This window comes from Streptomyces sp. NPDC058246, assembly GCF_042881985.1.
Lineage (GTDB): Bacteria > Actinomycetota > Actinomycetes > Streptomycetales > Streptomycetaceae > Streptomyces.
In genome coordinates, this window is the sequence record NZ_JBHVWZ010000033.1 from 1 (window position 1) to 15,858 (window position 15,858).

Below are 15,858 nucleotides of genomic sequence, written 5' to 3' on the forward strand. Positions count from 1 at the left end.
CCCCTGAACAGGGGCGCGGGGACCTGCGCAAGGGAAACCCTCAGTCGACCTCGGCGACCGCCTGGGCGAACTGGGCCTGGTACAGGCGCGCGTACGCCCCGCCCGCCGCGAGCAGGTCGGCATGCGCGCCCTGCTCCACGATCGAACCGTTCTCCATCACCAAAATGGTGTCCGCGTCCCGGATGGTGGACAGCCGGTGCGCGATGACGAACGACGTCCGCCCGTGCGCGAGCTTCGCCATCGCCTTCTGGATCAGCACCTCCGTCCGCGTGTCCACGGAACTCGTCGCCTCGTCGAGCACGAGGATCACCGGATCGGACAGGAACGCCCGGGCGATGGTGATGAGCTGCTTCTCACCCGCGCTCACCCCCGACCCCTCGTCGTCGATCACGGTGTCGTAGCCGTCGGGAAGAGTGCGGATGAAGCGGTCCGCGTGCGCCGCGCGCGCCGCCTCCTCGATCTCCCCGCGGGTGACGCCCACCCGTCGCCCACCACCACCCTTGCCGGAGGCGCTTCGCGCCGCCCCCTCCACTCCAGCCCCGTACGCGATGTTCTCCGCGATCGTGCCGCCGAACAGCCAGGTGTCCTGGAGCACCATGCCGATCCCGGCCCGGAGTTCGTCGCGGGACATCTGCGCCACGTCGACGCCGTCGAGGGTGATCCGGCCGCCGGTGACCTCGTAGAAGCGCATCAGCAGGTTCACCAGCGTGGTCTTGCCGGCGCCCGTCGGGCCCACGATGGCGACCGTCTGGCCGGGCTCCACCTTCAGCGACAGGCTCTCGATCAGCGGCTTCTCGGGGTCGTAGCGGAAGGACACGTTCTCCAGCGCCACCCGCCCGCGCAGCTCGTCGGGGCGGAGGGCGGGGACCGGGTCGGCCTCCTGCTCGTCCGCGTCCAGGAGTTCGAAGATCCGCTCGGCCGAGGCGACGCCCGACTGCACCAGGTTCGCCATCGACGCGACCTGCGTCAGCGGCATCGAGAACTGGCGGGAGTACTGGATGAAGGCCTGTACGTCACCGATGGACAGGGAGCCGGACGCGACGCGCAGGCCGCCGACCACCGCCACCAGCACATAGTTCAGGTTCGACACGAACATCATCAGCGGCTGCATGACCCCGCTGTTGAACTGTGCCTTGAACCCGGCCTCGTACAGCTTGTCGTTCTGCTCGGCGAACTGCGCCGCCGACTCCTCCTGCCGCCCGAACACCTTCACCAGGGTGTGGCCGGTGTACATCTCCTCGATGTGCGCGTTGAGCTTGCCGGTGGTGCGCCACTGCTGCACGAAGTGCGGCTGCGAGCGCTTGCCGACGCGGGTGGCGACGTAGAAGGAGAGCGGGACCGTGACCAGCGCGACGAGCGCGAGCAGCGGGGAGACCCAGAACATCATCGCGAGGACGCCCACGATGGTCAGCAGGGAGTTGATGAGCTGGCCCATCGACTGCTGGAGCGTCTGTCCGATGTTGTCGATGTCGTTCGTCGCCCGGCTGAGCACCTCACCGCGCTGCCGCTTGTCGAAGTACGACAGAGGCAGCCGCGAGAGCTTCGCCTGAAGGTCCTCGCGCATGTGGTAGACGGTCTTGTTGACGGCCCGGTTCACCAGCCGCGTCGCCACCGCCATCAGCAGGCCGGCCAGCAGGAACGTACCGAGCGCGAGCAGCAGGATGTTCCCCACGGCGCCGAAGTCGATGCCCTTGCCCGGGGTGAAGTCCGTCCCCGAGAGCATGTCGGCCATGCCGCCCTCGCCGCGCTTGCGCATGGAGGCGAGGACTTCGGCCTTGGTGGCGCCGGCCGGCATCTGGCGTCCGACGATCCCCGCGAAGACCAGGTCGGTGGCCTTGCCGAGGATCTTCGGGCCGACCACCGAGAGCGCCACGCTCAGGACGACGGCGACCAGCATCGTGTACATGGTGACGCGCTCGGGCTTGAACTGCGCGAGGAGCCGTTTTCCGGACCCCTTGAAATCCATTGAGCGCTGATCGGGGCCGCCCCCGGCCATCATCCGCCCCATAGGCCCGGCCATCAGGCAGCCTCCGCTTCCGTCAGCTGGGAGAGCACGATCTCCCGATAGGTCTCGTTGGACGCCATCAGCTCGTGGTGGCGCCCCGTGCCGACGACCCGGCCCTCGTCGAGGACCACGATGCGGTCGGCGTCCCTGATGGTCGACACCCGCTGGGCGACGATCACGACGGTCGCCTCGGCGGTCTCCTCGGCGAGCGCCGCGCGCAGCGCCGCGTCGGTCGCGTAGTCGAGCGCGGAGAAGGAGTCGTCGAAGAGGTAGATCTCGGGCCGCTGCACCAGGGTGCGGGCGATCGCGAGCCGCTGCCGCTGGCCGCCCGACACATTCGTGCCGCCCTGCGCGATGGGGGAGTCCAGGCCGTTCTCCAGCCGCTCCACGAAGCCCTTGGCCTGCGCCACCTCCAGCGCGTGCCACAGCTCCTCGTCGGTCGCGTCCGGATTGCCGTACCGGAGGTTCGTGGCCACCGTGCCCGCGAAGAGGTAGGGCTTCTGCGGGACCAGGCCGACCGTCTTGGCCAGCAGCTTCGGCTCGAGGGTCGCGACGTCCACGCCGTCGACGAGCACCTCGCCGTCGGTGGCGTCGAAGAGGCGGGGGACCAGACCGAGCAGCGTCGACTTGCCGCTGCCGGTGGACCCGATCACGGCGGTCACCTCGCCGGGCCGGGCCACCAGGTCGATGGCCTTGAGCACCGGCTCCTCGGCGCCCGGGTAGCGGAACCCGGCCTCTCGGATCTCCAGGTGGCCGTGGCGGCGCAGCTCGACGACGGGCGCGCTCGGCGGGACCACGCTGCTGTCCGTGGCCAGCACCTCCTGGATGCGCTCGGCGCAGACCTCCGCGCGCGGCACCATCATGAACATGAAGGTGGCCATCATCACGGACATCACGATCTGCATGAGGTAGGCGAGGAACGCGGTCAGGTCGCCGATCTGCATGCCGCCGCTGTTGATGCGGTGGGCGCCGAACCAGACGACCGCGATGGACGACAGGTTCACCACCGTCATGACGATCGGGAACATCAGCGCCAGCAGCCGCCCGGTGCCCAGCGACACGTCGGTCAGCTGGGTGTTCGCACCCTTGAAGCGATCCTTCTCGTAGTCGTCGCGCACGAACGCGCGGATCACCCGGTTGCCGGTGATCTGCTCGCGCAGCACCCGGTTCACGGTGTCCAGGCGGACCTGCATGGTGCGGAACAGCGGCCGCAGCCGGCGCACGATGAGGGTCACGCTGACGCCGAGGACCGGCACCACGGCGATGAGCACCCCGGACAGCGGTACGTCCAGGCCGAGGGCCAGGATGATGCCGCCCACGCACATGATCGGCGCGGAGACCAGGAGTGTGAACGTCATCAGGGTGAGCATCTGCACCTGCTGGACGTCATTGGTGGTGCGGGTGATCAGCGAGGGCGCGCCGAAGTGACCGACCTCACGGGCCGAGAAGGACTGGACGCGGTCGAAGACGCCCGCCCTGAGGTCCCGGCCCACGGCCGACGCCGTACGGGCGCCGTAGTAGACGGCCCCGATGTTGCAGACGACCTGGGCGAGCGAGATACCGATCATCACGGCGCCGAAGGACAGGATGTAACCCGTGTCCCCCTTCACGACACCGTTGTCAATGATGTGCGCGTTCAACGTGGGCAGATAGAGCGTGGCGCAGGTCTGCAGGAACTGCAGCAGCACCAACAGGGCGATGGGCTTCTTGTACGGACTGAGGTAGGTCCGAAGGAGTCGTATGAGCACGCGGGGTCTCTCGGAGTCGACGACGGCAGGGCGATCTACGGACGATCGGGGGTCGATCGGCGGGCGATCGGTGGTGCACCACCCCCTATCGTCGGACACTCCACCGGTGTTACCTCAACTGATTAACCCAACTGCGGGCCAAGGGTGGATGTGACCTCGGACCTCGGACGTACGCCGGTGGGGTGCTCACGCCCGGAATGCCCCCGGATGCGTCTGTTCCCGTACGGACACGTACTGCTGTCGTACGGCCTGTCCCACGGCGAGTTCCTCGCCGGGCTCCAGCACCTGGGCGACCGCACCCTGCCAGACCGGGGGCAGCCGTGGGTCGAGCGTGCCCTGGGAGACCCCGAGTGCCCAGGCCGCCTGGCGGGCCGCGCCGAGCGCCGCGTAGTCCGCGGGCTGCGGCACGACGACCTGCGCGCCGAAGAGCGCGGGCGCCACGGCCTGTACGGCGGGCAGCTCGGCGGCCGGCCCCAGCAGGAAGATCCGCCGTACGTCGACACCGCGCCCGCGCAGTACGTCCAGCGCGTCCGCGAGCCCGCACAGCATGCCCTCGAAGGCTGCCCGCGCCAGATGCTCGGGCCGCATCGACTCCCGCCGCAGCCCGGCCAGCGTGCCCGCCGTGTGTGGCAGGTTCGGCGTCCGCTCGCCCTCCAGATACGGCAGCAGTACGAGCCCGTGGGCGCCCGGCGTCGACTTCATCGCCAGGTCGGACAGGCCCTCCAGGTCGGGCACGCCGAGGAGTTCGGCGGCGCCGCGCAGCGCCCGTACGGCATTGAGCGTGGTGACGACCGGCAGATGCATCCCGGTCGCGTCCGCCAGTGAGGTGATCATCCCGGTGGAGTCCACCAGCGCCTCGGGGTGTACGGCCATCACGGATCCGGAGGCGCCCAGCGACACGACCGCGTCGCCGAGGCCGATGCCGAGCCCGAAGGCCGCCGCCATCGTCTCGCCGGTCCCGGCGGAGATCAGCAGCCCCTCCGGCGTCGTACCGGCTGCGTCGGACGGGCCGAGCACCTCCGGCAGCGCGGCCTGGTGCCCGAGCGCCAGCTCGACGAGATCTGCCCGATATCCACCGGTCGCCGCCGACCAGTAGCCGGTCCCGGAGGCCCCGCCCCGGTCGGTGGTCCGCCGCACGGGCCGCCCCAGCAGCTGCCAGACGAGCCAGTCGTGCGCCTGCAGGAGGACCGCGGTCCGCAGCGCGGCCTCGGGCTCGGTCTTGTTCAGCCAGCGCAGCTTGGTCACCGGCTGCGCGGCCTGCGGCACACAGCCCACGGCCTGCGCCCACGCCTCGCGGCCGCCGAGCGCGTCCACCAGGTCCGCCGCCGCGACCTGCGCCCGCTTGTCGCCGCCCACGAGCGCCGGCCGCACCGTGTTGCCCTGCGTGTCCAGCGGGACGAGCCCGTTCTGCTGCGCGGACACGCCGATGGCCTGCACGCCTTCGAGCAGCCCACCACCGGCGGCTTCGCCCAGGGACAGCAGCCAGGCCTGTGGATCGACGTCGGAAGGACGCCCGCCGCCCTCGGTGGCTTCCACCGGATGCGGCGCATACCCCTGCCTGAGCACGGCACCCGTGTCCGTGTCGCAGACGACGATACGAGTGAAATCGGGCGAACTGTCCAACCCGGCGACTATCCCCATGGCGGAAATTCTGCCGTACGACGAGGGGTGAGCGCGCCGCGCGGGCGCGCTCGGGCCGGGGCTAGGTGTTCGTGGTGCCCCAGTCGTCCTCGCCGCTGCCGTTGGTGTTCCGCTCCCGCAGCGACCGCACCCGGCCGGCCACCGAGTCGGGGACGTGGTCGCCCACCTTCTCGCCCACCGTGTGCAGTGCCTTGCCCGCGATCTGGCGGCCCTGCTGGGCTGCGGTCTCCGCGGTGTTGCGTACGGCGGGGTTCTGCGCGACCTGGCGCGCGGACTTCTTCAGCTGTTCGTAGCGTTCGCGCCCGGCGCGTGTGCCGAGCACGTAACCCACGATCAGTCCGGCGACGAATGTGAGCCGGTAGCGCATGACGGCCACCCTTCCCTTGCGTCGGCATCGGTGTGGGGGGAACCGATTGGCGGAGCACCCCCCTGCTTGCGCTAATGTATGTGTCGCAGCGAGCGCACGCCCCCTGGCGAATACCCAGGTAGGTGCGTTCGATGCAACGAGGCAATCCTCCGTAGCTCAATTGGCAGAGCAGCCGGCTGTTAACCGGCAGGTTACTGGTTCGAGTCCAGTCGGGGGAGCTCGATCTCCTGTAGCTCAATTGGCAGAGCAGCCGGCTGTTAACCGGCAGGTTACTGGTTCGAGTCCAGTCGGGAGAGCAGCGGAAGAGGACCCCTCCGGGGTCCTTTTTCATGTCCGCGGGAACCGCGCAGGCCGCGCCGAAGTCCTCATGGTCGTGCGATGCCGACCATCCGAAGCAGGAGATCGTATGAGCGGCTATGCTGCGGCAGACGGCGCGCACAAATGTGCGCGACGCGCCGTAATGGGGCGGTAGCTCAGCCGGTTAGAGCAGCGGACTCATAATCCGTCGGCCGTGGGTTCGAGTCCCACCCGCCCCACCACGCGCTACGCGTGAAGAAACGATCTGACCAGCAACTTGGCTGGAGGATCCGGCGAGTTGAGGGATCCCGGCGGCCCGCCTCGGTCACGCTTTCCTGGTCGACAGGATGGATTTGGGCCGCGGATTCCCGCCAAGTCCGACATGGGCCATATGGGGTGACTGTCCCTCGGGTGGAGCAGGTCTCCGCCGGCCCGTCCCCATCGGAGACGGCCCCAACCGAAAGCGGCCGGACGTCCCGGCACCCTCCGCACAGGCGGGCGTGTCCGTGCGCCGGGGCAGGTCCGGGTCCTGGAACGGGACAGCGGAGGGCCTCTCCTGGCACGTCTCCCACGCTCGGTCCGGCTGACCCCGATGGGCCGCGCGATGCTGCCCCACACCCGCGCCGCCCTCGCCGACGCGGCCCGCGTACGGCTCGAGACCCTGGCCGACCGCAGGTGGGTGCAGTACGCCGCGGGCGACGGCGTCGCCGAGATCTCGACCGGAGCTGCGCCGCGGCCGGTTTCCGGCCGCATCCGGCGGTGCGTACCGACCAGGCCGCATCCGGCGGTGCGTACCGACCAGGCCGCATCCGGCGGTGCGTACCGACCAGACGGCCGCCGCGCCCCTGCTCGCCGCGGCCCGCCCGGGGCCCACGCTGGTCCCCGCCGACGTCATTCCGCCTCATTTCGCGGGCCGCCTGCTCAGCCCCCGACCCCGCCCGTGCGCGGCACCCCGGCCGCGTGCACCCGGTCCCACCCGGACCCACTGACCACCGCGTTCCTCGACACGCTCGCCGATCGCGCCCGCGTCATGCCCTCGCACGTTCAGGATCAGCTCGGCCCCGGCCCGCAGCGAGGATGACCGAGATCGTGGCGTCGGTAGTCTTCCGGGCGCCGGGGTGCTTCCGGCTCCGTGCTCCCGGCCACTCGGAGTCCCTCGTCGAGGGAGCCGCCCCTTCCGTGGCCGCCGAGCTCGCGGTCCTGCTCGAAAGCCTGGAGGGCTGACGTCATGTCGTATCTGTTCCTGGGGTTCGTGGGTGTGCTCGCCGGCATCCGGGCCCTGGCGCTGCGCCGGCGGCAGCTGAGCACGGCCGCCGCGCCGTCCTCCTCGGTGATCCTCCGGCCGGGGGTCCTCGCGGTGCTCGCCGGGATCGTGATCGCGGGCGGGGCCTTCCTGCTGGCGGGCGGAATCGTGGCTCTGGTCCAGGGCTGAGGGCCGGGCGGCCCCTCGTCGAGCGAGGGGCCGCCCGGCGTCTTTCGTCAGAAGCCGACGGCCACCTCCAGCCACTGCGGGTTGCCGTGGGAGATGAAGGAGGACTGGCCCGCCACGTCGTCGTACGGGAAGCCGTAGGCGAGGTTGTTGATGGCGTTGTCGTGCCAGAACTTGGCGTAGTAGTTGGCCGGCGCCGACTTGTAGTACTGGGTCGGGTCCGACTGGCCGGAGGACGGCAGCGTGGCCACGTGCCGGTTGAGCGCGGCGCACATGTTCGGATTGCTCGCCATGCTTCCGGCGCAGCCGAAGATGTACTGCGTGGTCTCGTTGACGCCGACGGACTGGGCGTAGGAGGTGAAGTAGTTGGCGTTCGCCCCGCCCGGTTTGAAGCTCGGGTCGCTGCCGGGGGCGATGATCCGGTACGGGGCCTGGCTCTGCGCCAGCACCTTGAACTCCTGCGGGACGGCGTTGATGAAGTCCTGGAAGACCTGGGACCGGGACTTGGCGAAGAAGGCCTGGGTCTCGCCGACCTGGACGTCGTAGCCGTCATAGGCGTGCAGGCGCATCGCCAGGGGCAGCCCGTAGGCGTCCACGCGGGTGGTGTTGCCGTTGAAGACGCCACCGCCGACGGTGAACTCGATGAAGTCGTAGTACTGGCTGTTGGGTGAGCCGACGTAGAAGTACATCCGGCCGGACGAGTTGGCGGGCATGTCCAGGTAGGGCTGCTCCGCGATGGAGTGGGTCTGGCCGTTGAAGCTCCAGTAGACCTGGCTGTCCGGGTAGGCGCCGTTGGTCCGGTTGAGGATCGCCACCTCGATCGCGTTCTTGGCGGTCGGGATCTTGCTGGTGTCGCCCCAGAAGTCGCCGGTCGGCGGGGGTGTCGTCCCGCCGCCGGTGCCGTAGACCTGGAACTCCCAGAGCGAGTAGCCGTACGGGGTGGCCCGCGCTGTGCCGTACAGGCGGACGTACCGGCCGGAACCGGTGACGTTGAGGGTCTGCACCCCGCCGGTGCCGGCGGTGGTGGAGTAGATCGAGGTCCAGCTGGTGCCGTTGGTGGAGGTCTGTATCTGGAAGGCGGTCCCGTAGGCGGCCTCCCAGTTGAGCACCACCTGGCTGATCTGGGCCGTGGCGCCCAGATCCACCTGGAGCCACTGCGGGTCGCTGAACGCGCTGGACCATCGGGTGGTCGTGGAGCCGTCCACGGCGGCCGAGGCGGGGGTTCCCACCGCCTCCGTGGACGAGGCGGTGGCCGGCTTGCCCTGCGAGAGCAGGGTGCCGGCCGCGTGCGCGGAGGGCTGGTCCACCGCGACGACGAACGCCGCCAACAAGGCGACGAGCAGGGCGAGGAGGAGGGGGGTTCCGGGTCTGTCCTGAGCCGGCCGACGGCGCTGGTGCGCCGGCGCGGGGGGAATGCTCGGCATGGTTTCTCCTGAACAGGTGGGGGCCTGTGGATCCTGACGTGCCTGAGGTGCTGGCGTGCGTGAGGTGCCGGACGTGCCTGACGTGCTGATATGCCTGACGTGTGACGTGTCTCGCGTGTCTCGGTGAGCGTCGTAAGTACGAGAGAGCGCTCTCTCGGGTGGTTGGTATATACCTTCGCCGTGGTTCGGTGTCAACGGAACGAGCACGCGGACGTGCTTACCGGGCGCAGTCCCCAACTCCGGGAGTACGCCGCCCGGTTGAAGCGTGCCGGGACCGGTCCCGGGCCGGCGGTTCTGGCGTGACGGCTCGGCGGGGGCGCGTTTCCGAGGCGGACAGTGGCTGGTGAGGACCGATGGCTGAGATCAACGACGTACCGCGCCGAGTCCGGGCTCGCCGGCGCACGGGCCCTGGGGCTCTCGAGCTTCGGCGGCATCGGGATCATGGCCGGGCGGGCCGGCCGGGAGGGGTCCCGGCCGGCGTACGACCTCCGGGGCCCTCCCGGCGGACGTGGCGTCGAGTGGCCTGATATGAAGCCTGGTTGACCTGCGGATTCGTTTCGTCCGGTGGCCCGTTGGGCAGGGATCCGGCAGCGTTTGACCCGGTCCACCGGACCGAGGGAGGGGGAGCGCTGTGCGTGACCATGTACGGACGCCGGACGGGCGGCTGCTGCGCGTCGAGGTCTCGGGGGATCCGCGCGGTCGCCCGGTGTTCCTGCTGCACGGAATGCCCGGCAGCCGGGTCGGCCCCCGGCCGCGGTCCATGTTCCTGTACCAGCGAGGTACCCGGCTCATCAGCTACGACCGCCCGGGTTACGGGGGGTCCGACCGTATGCCGGGGCGGCGCGTCGTCGATGTCGTGCAGGACGTGGCGTGCGTGGCCGACGCCTTGGGTCTTGAGCGGTTCGCGGTGGCCGGGCGGTCCGGGGGCGCGCCGCACGCACTGGCGTGTGCCGCGCTGATGCCGGAGCGGGTGACGCGGGCCGCCGCGCTGGTCGGGCTCGCGCCGCGGAACGCGGAGGGGCTGGACTGGTTCGCCGGGATGGCGCCGTCGAACGTCCATGAGTTCCGGACCGCGTTCAACGATCCCGAGCGGTTCGTCGCTCGGCTGATTCCCCGGTCGGCTGCGATCAGGCGCGACCCGGTGCGGCTCCTGCAGGAGTTGCGGCACGAACTCACCGACGACGACCGGCAGATCGTGTCGGACAACACGATCCGGTCGATGCTGCTGCGCAACTACCGGGAGGCGCTGCGGACGTCTCCCTACGGGTGGGTCGACGACGCGCTGGCGCTCACGGGGGTGTGGGGGTTCGATCCGGCGGAGATTCAGGTGCCGGTGTTGTTGTGGCACGGGGTGAAGGACGTCTTCTCGCCGGCGTCGCACTCGTCCTGGCTCGCCGCCCGGATCCCGCGGGCCACGGCTGTCCTCGAACCTACCGCGGCGCACTTCGCGGCGTTGCGGGCCCTGCCCAAGGTGCTGACGTGGCTGCTGGGTGACACCAGGGTCTTCGCCCCCTCCGCCCCTGCCCGTCCCGTACCGGGGGCGCTGCCCCCGAACCCCCGCTCCTCAACCGCCGGAGGGGCTGTCCCCAGCCCGTCCGGCGTTTGAGGAGGCGGCACTCCTTCCGTCACACCGCCAGCGGTTCCAGGTCCCGGTAGATCCGGCGCTCGTCGGCCGCGACCCGGGTCATCCCGTTCTCGTCGCCGAGGAGCGCCCGCAGCTCGCCCAGCGCCTCGTCGCGCAGCCGGCGGGCCTCGTCCTTGCGGCCCAGTGCGGCGAGCGTGAGGGCGGAGTTGGTGACGACGGCGAGGGTTTCGGGGTGGTGGGGGCCGAGGACGGCGCGGAGGGTGATGACCGCGTTCTCCTCCAGTTTCCGGGCCTCGGCGAGACGGCCCTGGTCGGCGAGGACGTTGGCGTAGTTGATGCCGGTGAAGAGGGTGTGCGGGTGCTGTTTCCCGAGGACCTCGCCCATGCGGCGCAGGACTTGGCGGAAGACCGCCTCCGCCTCCTCCGTGTCGCCACAGCCCCAGTGGAATATCCCGAGGTTGTTGAGTGCGGCCTGGGTGTAGGGGTGGGCTTCGCCCGGCACCTTCATGTACTCGGCCACCGCCTTCCGGGCCACCTCGCGCGCGGCCTCCCGCTCGTCGGCCGCGAACAGGTCGGCGGCCATGTTGAGGTCACAGGCCAGCCAGTCCGGCGTCGGGGTGTCGTACTGAGCCCGGTACTGCGCGCACGTCGCCGTCGTCAGCCGCCGCGCGTCCTCGAACTGGCCCGCCCTGCGCAGCGACACGGCCAGCGACTTGGCGCAGCTCAGCGTGCCGGGGAAGTCCTTGCCGAGGATGCGTTTGTGGGCGTCGTAGGCGCGGGAGAGGAGGGAGACCGACTCCGTGTACCGGCCCACCTCGCGCAGGTCGCGGCCCAGCCGGGCCGCCGAGGCCAGCGTGTACGGATGGTCGGGGCCGAGCACCTCGATACGGCGGTCGTAGGTGTCCTGGTCGATGACGCGAGCCTCGCCGTAGCGGCCGACCATGCGCAGGGCGAGCGCGAGGTTGTTGGCCGCGCTGAGGGTGCGCCGGTGGGACTCGTGGAAGATCTGGCTGAAGCCCTCGTGCGCCTCCCGCGCGAACTCCACCGCCGACTCGTACACCCCGAGCGCCGCCAGGTCGCTCGCGAGGCCGGACATGGTGACGTAGGTGTGAGGGTGGGAGGGACCGAGAACCCGCTTCTGACGTTCCAGGAGCTCGCTGTTGATCTCTCGGGCCTCGACGTAACGGCCCTGCGAACGCAGGATGTTGCCGAGCTGGCAGCGCAGGTACAGGTACTGAACGTCGTCCTCGCCCAGAATCGGCTTCCAGTGGTCGAGGAGCTCCTCGGCGAGTGACTGGGCGCCGGAGAACTCGCCGCGCTTCCACAGGTAGCGGACGCGGTCGATGAGCAGCCTGCGGGTCGGCGCCTCCGTGCAGTTGCGGGCGTCGGAGGCGGCCAGGTGCGGCCAGATCACCGCGAACCTCGGCCAGGTATCGGGGTCGTCGATCGGCTCGTCGCCGTCGGGCCGGCAGCCCGCGAGTACGGTGTGCACGACGTGCCGGGCGTGCCGCTGCTCCTCCTCGCTGAGCTGCGAGCGGATCACCGCCTGGACCAGCCGGTGGACCTGGATGCTGTTGCTGACCTGGTCGACCTTGGCGAGCGCGAACCGGCCGATCTCGCGGATGACACGGCCGAGCAGCAGACTCTCCTGGAGGGCGGGATCGTACGGCCTGAGGGCGTCGATCATCTCCTTGCTGTACAGCAGGTGGGAGGAGATCGGTTCGGCGGCCAGAAACGCGCAGAGCTGGAGCAGCCGTACCGAGGCGGGGGAGCGTTCGCGCAGCCTCGCTATGGAGATGTTCCAGGTCGCGGCCACCGTCTTGGGGTAGTCGGCGGGCTGGTTGAGGTCCAGCACCTCCGTCGTCTGGTCGGCCAGCTGCCGCAGGTACTCCTCGATCGGGGTGGCCGTCTCGGCGAGCCAGGCCGCCGCCTGTTCCACGGCCAGCGGCAGGTCGCCCACCGCGATCGCCACCTGGTCGGCCTCCTCGGCGCTGAGTCCCGAGGCGCGCCGGGTGAGGTGCTCCACGCTCTCCTCGCGCAGGAACACGTCGATGGGAAGGGAGGCGCCCTGCTGGGCCCAGGCCTGGTTGCGTGAGGTGACGAGGATGTGGCCGCCGCCTTCGGTGGGGAAGTAGCGGGTGAGCTTCGCGGGGTCGTCGGCGTTGTCGAAGACCAGGATCCAGCGCTTGGTCGGCGCGCCGCGGCCGAGCATCTGCACGGCTTCCTGGCTGGCCAGGTTGATGTCCTCGCCGCCGGGCGCCCCGATGCGGGCGGCGAGTTCGGCGAGCGAGGAGACCACGTTGCCGGGGTCCTCGGCGGAGATCCACCACACCAGGTCGTAGTCCGCCATGAACCGGTGCACGTACTCCAGCGCCACCTGAGTCTTGCCGACCCCGCCGAGCCCGAACAGCGCCTGCGGCTGCGGCAGGACGACGGACATGCCACCGCCGAGCTGGTCACGGACCCGGTCCAGGATGACGTTGCGGCCGGTGAAGGTGTTGTTGCGCTGCGGCGCGTTCCAGATCGCCGGGGTACTGCCGGGGAAGCGGGGCCCCGAGGGGCCGCTGTCCAGGGGCCGGCCCGGCAGTTCCAGGACGCCGAGCAGCGCGCTGATGCACTGGGTCTCGTCGAGCCGGTGCAGATCGACCGGGTTGTGGTCGAGATACGACTCCGGCAGCCGGACCTCGTCGACCCGCAGCGGCACCAGCGTGCCGCCGGGGACCTCCGTGTCGGACGCGATGAGGGCGCGCCAGACGGTGTCGGCGTTGCGGGACTTGCGGAAGGCGTTCGACAGCAGGACGAGGGTGCGCTGCGCGGGGTCGGTGTGCTCGACGGGTCCGGTGGCGATGTCGTGCGGGACGACGTGACAGCCGGCCCGCTTGAGGAGCGCCTCGGCCCAGTCGGCCCACATCCGGTTCTCCGCCGCGTACACGATGACGACATCGGCCGCGGTGGTCATCGGCCGCCGCCGCAGGAACGCGTCGCGGCAGCGCAGCCGCACCGGCTCCGGCACCGGCGGCAGCGCGGTGACCTCGCCGTCCGAGATGACCGCCGTGAGCCGCTCGAAGGCGGACAGCAGCGAGTTGGCGATACCGCTCTCGTCACCGACGGTGGCGAGCGTCTCCTCGTACGCGTAGTACGGGCGGTACGGGATCTCGACGGCGCCCCAGTACGCGGTCAGCTCCTCGCCGCCGAGTTCCTCGCCCCCGAGCCCCTTGGGCAGCCCGTCGAACTTCAGCCGGGCAAGGGCACGTCCCGCGTCGACCTTCTCCTTCTCGCCCTCGTCGATCCGCATCGGCACGGGCAGCACCCGGATCCTGCGCTTGCGGTAGCCGTCCTCGACGCTGCGGGCGACGGCCGCCGCGCCGTCGAGGGACTGGTCGCTGAGCGTGAAGCAGTCCACGAGCACGTCGGGCATCTGCATGGTGCAGATGTCGGCGTTGTCCGAGAGCCCGGTCCGGCTGTCGATCAGGACGTAGTCGTACGACGCCTTCATGTCGTCGCGCAGCGCGTCGAGGAAGAGCCCGCCGCCGAGCCGCTCGTAGAAGTTGTCCCACTCGAAGGACGACACGGTCGCGGAGTACGAGCGGTCCTGGCGTCCCGCGGAGAGGAAGTCGAGCGAGCCGCCCTCCAGGAAGCGCAGCCCGAGCCGCTCCGGGGTGAGCGAGATGGCGTGCTGCTCCACGCGCGCGTAGTCCAGGTGCCAGGCGCCGGAGCGCTGGGTTCCGGTGGTCGCGGCCCAGGCGTACTCGTTGATGATGTCGATGACACCGGTGGTGGCCGCGAGCGCGTTGGGGTCGAGGAAGGGGTGGAAGAAGCGGTGCAGACCGGGGGCTTCCAGGTCCCAGTCGACGGCCAGGACGCGTTTGCCGTTGGCGGCGAGGATCCACGCGGTGTTGGCCAGGGCCATCGTCCGGCCGGTGCCCCCTTTGTACGAGTAGAAGGTGATGATGCGTCCGTCCTGCGCGGCCGTCATGCTTCTTCTCCTCCGTCGTCGGATCCGCCTTCGTCACGCGGCGAGTGAATGGGGCCCATCAGCCGGGGCCTGCTGATCGGCGGGCCCGCGGGCGGATGCGCCTCGGCATGCTTGAGGTACTGCCGGGTCGCGTGCGCGACGACGGCCGGCAGTACGTCGGTGAAGGCCTTCAGGGTGGGTACGCCGTTGACGGCGACCCGGCAGTCGGTGCGCCGGCCCCGGTCCAGGATGGTCGGCAGTGTCCGCTCCAGCTCCGCCGTCAGCTTGCGGCCCTCCTCGCCGTGGCACTGGATGTCGGCCCGGTTCCACGGGACGATCGCGCTGACCCAGGGACGCGCGTTCGCGTCGAGCGCCGCGAGTCTGCGCCGCCGTTCCTCGTCGGTGAGCGCCCATCGGTCGATGAGCAGAATCCCGGGGCGGCTCGGTGCCGCCTTGTCGGAGTCGTCCGTCACCAGGGTCTCGCCGGTGTCCTCGTCGTCGAACGACGACACCGTGATCCGGTAGTCGAGGGAGCGGATCAGCTCCTCGGCGAGCGAGGGCAGCGGCCGCGTCGACTCCGAGTGGTACGGGTTCCAGTCCTGCGCGTCCTCGCCGTACGGACGGGCGTCCCGGTGCTCCGGGATGGTGTGCCGGGTGGGCGCCGCCACGGTGAGATGAATGCGCCGGGGGCCCTCGCCGCGCGGCTTGAACGCGCTCGGCGTGCTCTCGTACGGCCGGGGCCTGCTGGACGGCAGCGGCGACTCGTGCGCGATCTGCACGATCCGCTGGGCGAGTCCGAGGACGGTCTCCTCGTACTCGTCGTGCAGCCGGTTGAGCTTGATCAGACCGTAGATCCCGTTGGCCGCGTACCGGTCTCCGAACGCCGCGTGATCCACGTGTATATGCCGTACGGAGTCCGGGAGTTGGGCGTAGTCGATATGCGTCCACAGGGCGGGGACGATGGCGGGCACGGCGCCGGAACCGGTGGCCCGCGCCCGCAGAATACGTTCGTTGAACGCGAACCATTCCCGACCGCAACTCTCACTCGTGAAGTACCGCGGCGAGAACAGCGGCACGAACACCCGGCACGTCGCGAGATTCTCACTGAGCTTTTCCGGCCACCCGTCACCCGAGCGCATCTCGCGGTCCATGAACCCGGCGGGCGCGCCCGCCGGGAGATCCGTGAGCGCCATGATGTGGTCGCACAGATCCGTGAAGAGGACGTGCACCCAGTGATCCGGATCGCCGTTGCCGGTCCCCCAGGCCGGTGTGTGGGCGTAACTCAGGAAGAAATACGGCCGGTTGTCCGATGCCCGTTCAGGTATGTCCACGCGCCCCCCTGCCTGTGGATGAGCCCCTACGGGATGTTCACCTGGCCGGAACCCACAATCTTCCCGACCGAGCGCC

10 protein-coding genes and 3 tRNA genes are annotated in these 15,858 nt (G+C 70.2%); 6 read left to right on the plus strand and 7 right to left on the minus strand.

The window, feature by feature from the left end; translation table 11 throughout:
• Window positions 1–40 precede the first annotated feature (40 nt).
• From ACFVXA_RS33315 to ACFVXA_RS33330, 4 genes are all read right to left on the minus strand, one after another.
• Complete coding sequence (locus ACFVXA_RS33315; protein ID WP_390028139.1) at window positions 41–2,020, minus strand: ABC transporter ATP-binding protein; 1,980 nt, start codon at window positions 2,018–2,020, stop codon at window positions 41–43.
• Window positions 2,020–3,753, minus strand: coding sequence for an ABC transporter ATP-binding protein (locus ACFVXA_RS33320; protein WP_362024519.1), 1,734 nt, complete (start codon window positions 3,751–3,753; stop codon window positions 2,020–2,022). Before ACFVXA_RS33320 ends, ACFVXA_RS33315 begins: the two co-directional genes overlap by 1 nt.
• Before the next feature lie 186 nt (window positions 3,754–3,939).
• Window positions 3,940–5,394, minus strand: coding sequence for an FGGY family carbohydrate kinase (locus ACFVXA_RS33325; RefSeq protein ID WP_389755921.1), 1,455 nt, complete (start codon window positions 5,392–5,394; stop codon window positions 3,940–3,942).
• A 61-nt stretch (window positions 5,395–5,455) separates the two neighbouring features.
• Window positions 5,456–5,761, minus strand: a complete 306-nt coding sequence (locus ACFVXA_RS33330) for a YtxH domain-containing protein (RefSeq protein WP_362024525.1) — start codon at window positions 5,759–5,761, stop codon at window positions 5,456–5,458.
• A 145-nt stretch (window positions 5,762–5,906) separates the two neighbouring features.
• On the opposite strand from ACFVXA_RS33330, the gene ACFVXA_RS33335 reads away from it, so the two are divergent.
• The 5 genes from ACFVXA_RS33335 to ACFVXA_RS33355 all read left to right on the plus strand — a co-directional run bounded on the left by ACFVXA_RS33335 (window position 5,907) and on the right by ACFVXA_RS33355 (window position 7,490).
• Window positions 5,907–5,979: transfer RNA gene (locus tag ACFVXA_RS33335), tRNA-Asn, on the plus strand.
• 5 nt (window positions 5,980–5,984) lie between these two features.
• Window positions 5,985–6,057: transfer RNA gene (locus tag ACFVXA_RS33340), tRNA-Asn, on the plus strand.
• A 166-nt stretch (window positions 6,058–6,223) separates the two neighbouring features.
• Window positions 6,224–6,300, plus strand: a tRNA-Ile gene (locus ACFVXA_RS33345).
• Between the two features lie 847 nt (window positions 6,301–7,147).
• Window positions 7,148–7,282, plus strand: coding sequence for a hypothetical protein (locus tag ACFVXA_RS33350; RefSeq protein WP_390028141.1), 135 nt, complete (start codon window positions 7,148–7,150; stop codon window positions 7,280–7,282).
• Between the two features lie 4 nt (window positions 7,283–7,286).
• The gene (locus ACFVXA_RS33355; RefSeq protein ID WP_383748470.1) at window positions 7,287–7,490 is read left to right on the plus strand and encodes a hypothetical protein; all 204 of its coding nucleotides are present in this window, start codon (window positions 7,287–7,289) and stop codon (window positions 7,488–7,490) included.
• 47 nt (window positions 7,491–7,537) lie between these two features.
• Here the strand turns inward: ACFVXA_RS33355 and ACFVXA_RS33360 are convergent, their stop codons facing one another.
• Complete coding sequence (locus ACFVXA_RS33360) at window positions 7,538–8,911, minus strand: beta-1,3-glucanase family protein (protein ID WP_362024535.1); 1,374 nt, start codon at window positions 8,909–8,911, stop codon at window positions 7,538–7,540.
• A gap of 631 nt (window positions 8,912–9,542) precedes the next feature.
• Here ACFVXA_RS33360 and ACFVXA_RS33365 point away from each other — a divergent pair.
• Window positions 9,543–10,517, plus strand: a complete 975-nt coding sequence (locus tag ACFVXA_RS33365) for an alpha/beta fold hydrolase (protein ID WP_383736171.1) — start codon at window positions 9,543–9,545, stop codon at window positions 10,515–10,517.
• 19 nt (window positions 10,518–10,536) lie between these two features.
• Here the strand turns inward: ACFVXA_RS33365 and fxsT are convergent, their stop codons facing one another.
• On the minus strand, window positions 10,537–14,472 hold the full coding sequence (gene fxsT / locus ACFVXA_RS33370; RefSeq protein ID WP_390028143.1) for an FxSxx-COOH system tetratricopeptide repeat protein: 3,936 nt from the start codon (window positions 14,470–14,472) through the stop codon (window positions 10,537–10,539).
• On the minus strand, window positions 14,469–15,782 hold the full coding sequence (locus ACFVXA_RS33375) for a TIR-like protein FxsC (RefSeq protein ID WP_362024542.1): 1,314 nt from the start codon (window positions 15,780–15,782) through the stop codon (window positions 14,469–14,471). Before ACFVXA_RS33375 ends, fxsT begins: the two co-directional genes overlap by 4 nt.
• Window positions 15,783–15,858: the final 76 nt, after the last annotated feature.

Coding starts and splice junctions, on each gene's coding strand:
- ACFVXA_RS33315 (WP_390028139.1), bottom strand. CDS start 2,020: ATGGCCGGGCCTATGGGGCGGATGATGGCCGGGGGCGGCCCCGATCAG.
- ACFVXA_RS33325 (WP_389755921.1), bottom strand. CDS start 5,394: ATGGGGATAGTCGCCGGGTTGGACAGTTCGCCCGATTTCACTCGTATC.
- ACFVXA_RS33330 (WP_362024525.1), bottom strand. CDS start 5,761: ATGCGCTACCGGCTCACATTCGTCGCCGGACTGATCGTGGGTTACGTG.
- ACFVXA_RS33355 (WP_383748470.1), top strand. CDS start 7,287: ATGTCGTATCTGTTCCTGGGGTTCGTGGGTGTGCTCGCCGGCATCCGG.
- ACFVXA_RS33360 (WP_362024535.1), bottom strand. CDS start 8,911: ATGCCGAGCATTCCCCCCGCGCCGGCGCACCAGCGCCGTCGGCCGGCT.
- fxsT (WP_390028143.1), bottom strand. CDS start 14,472: ATGACGGCCGCGCAGGACGGACGCATCATCACCTTCTACTCGTACAAA.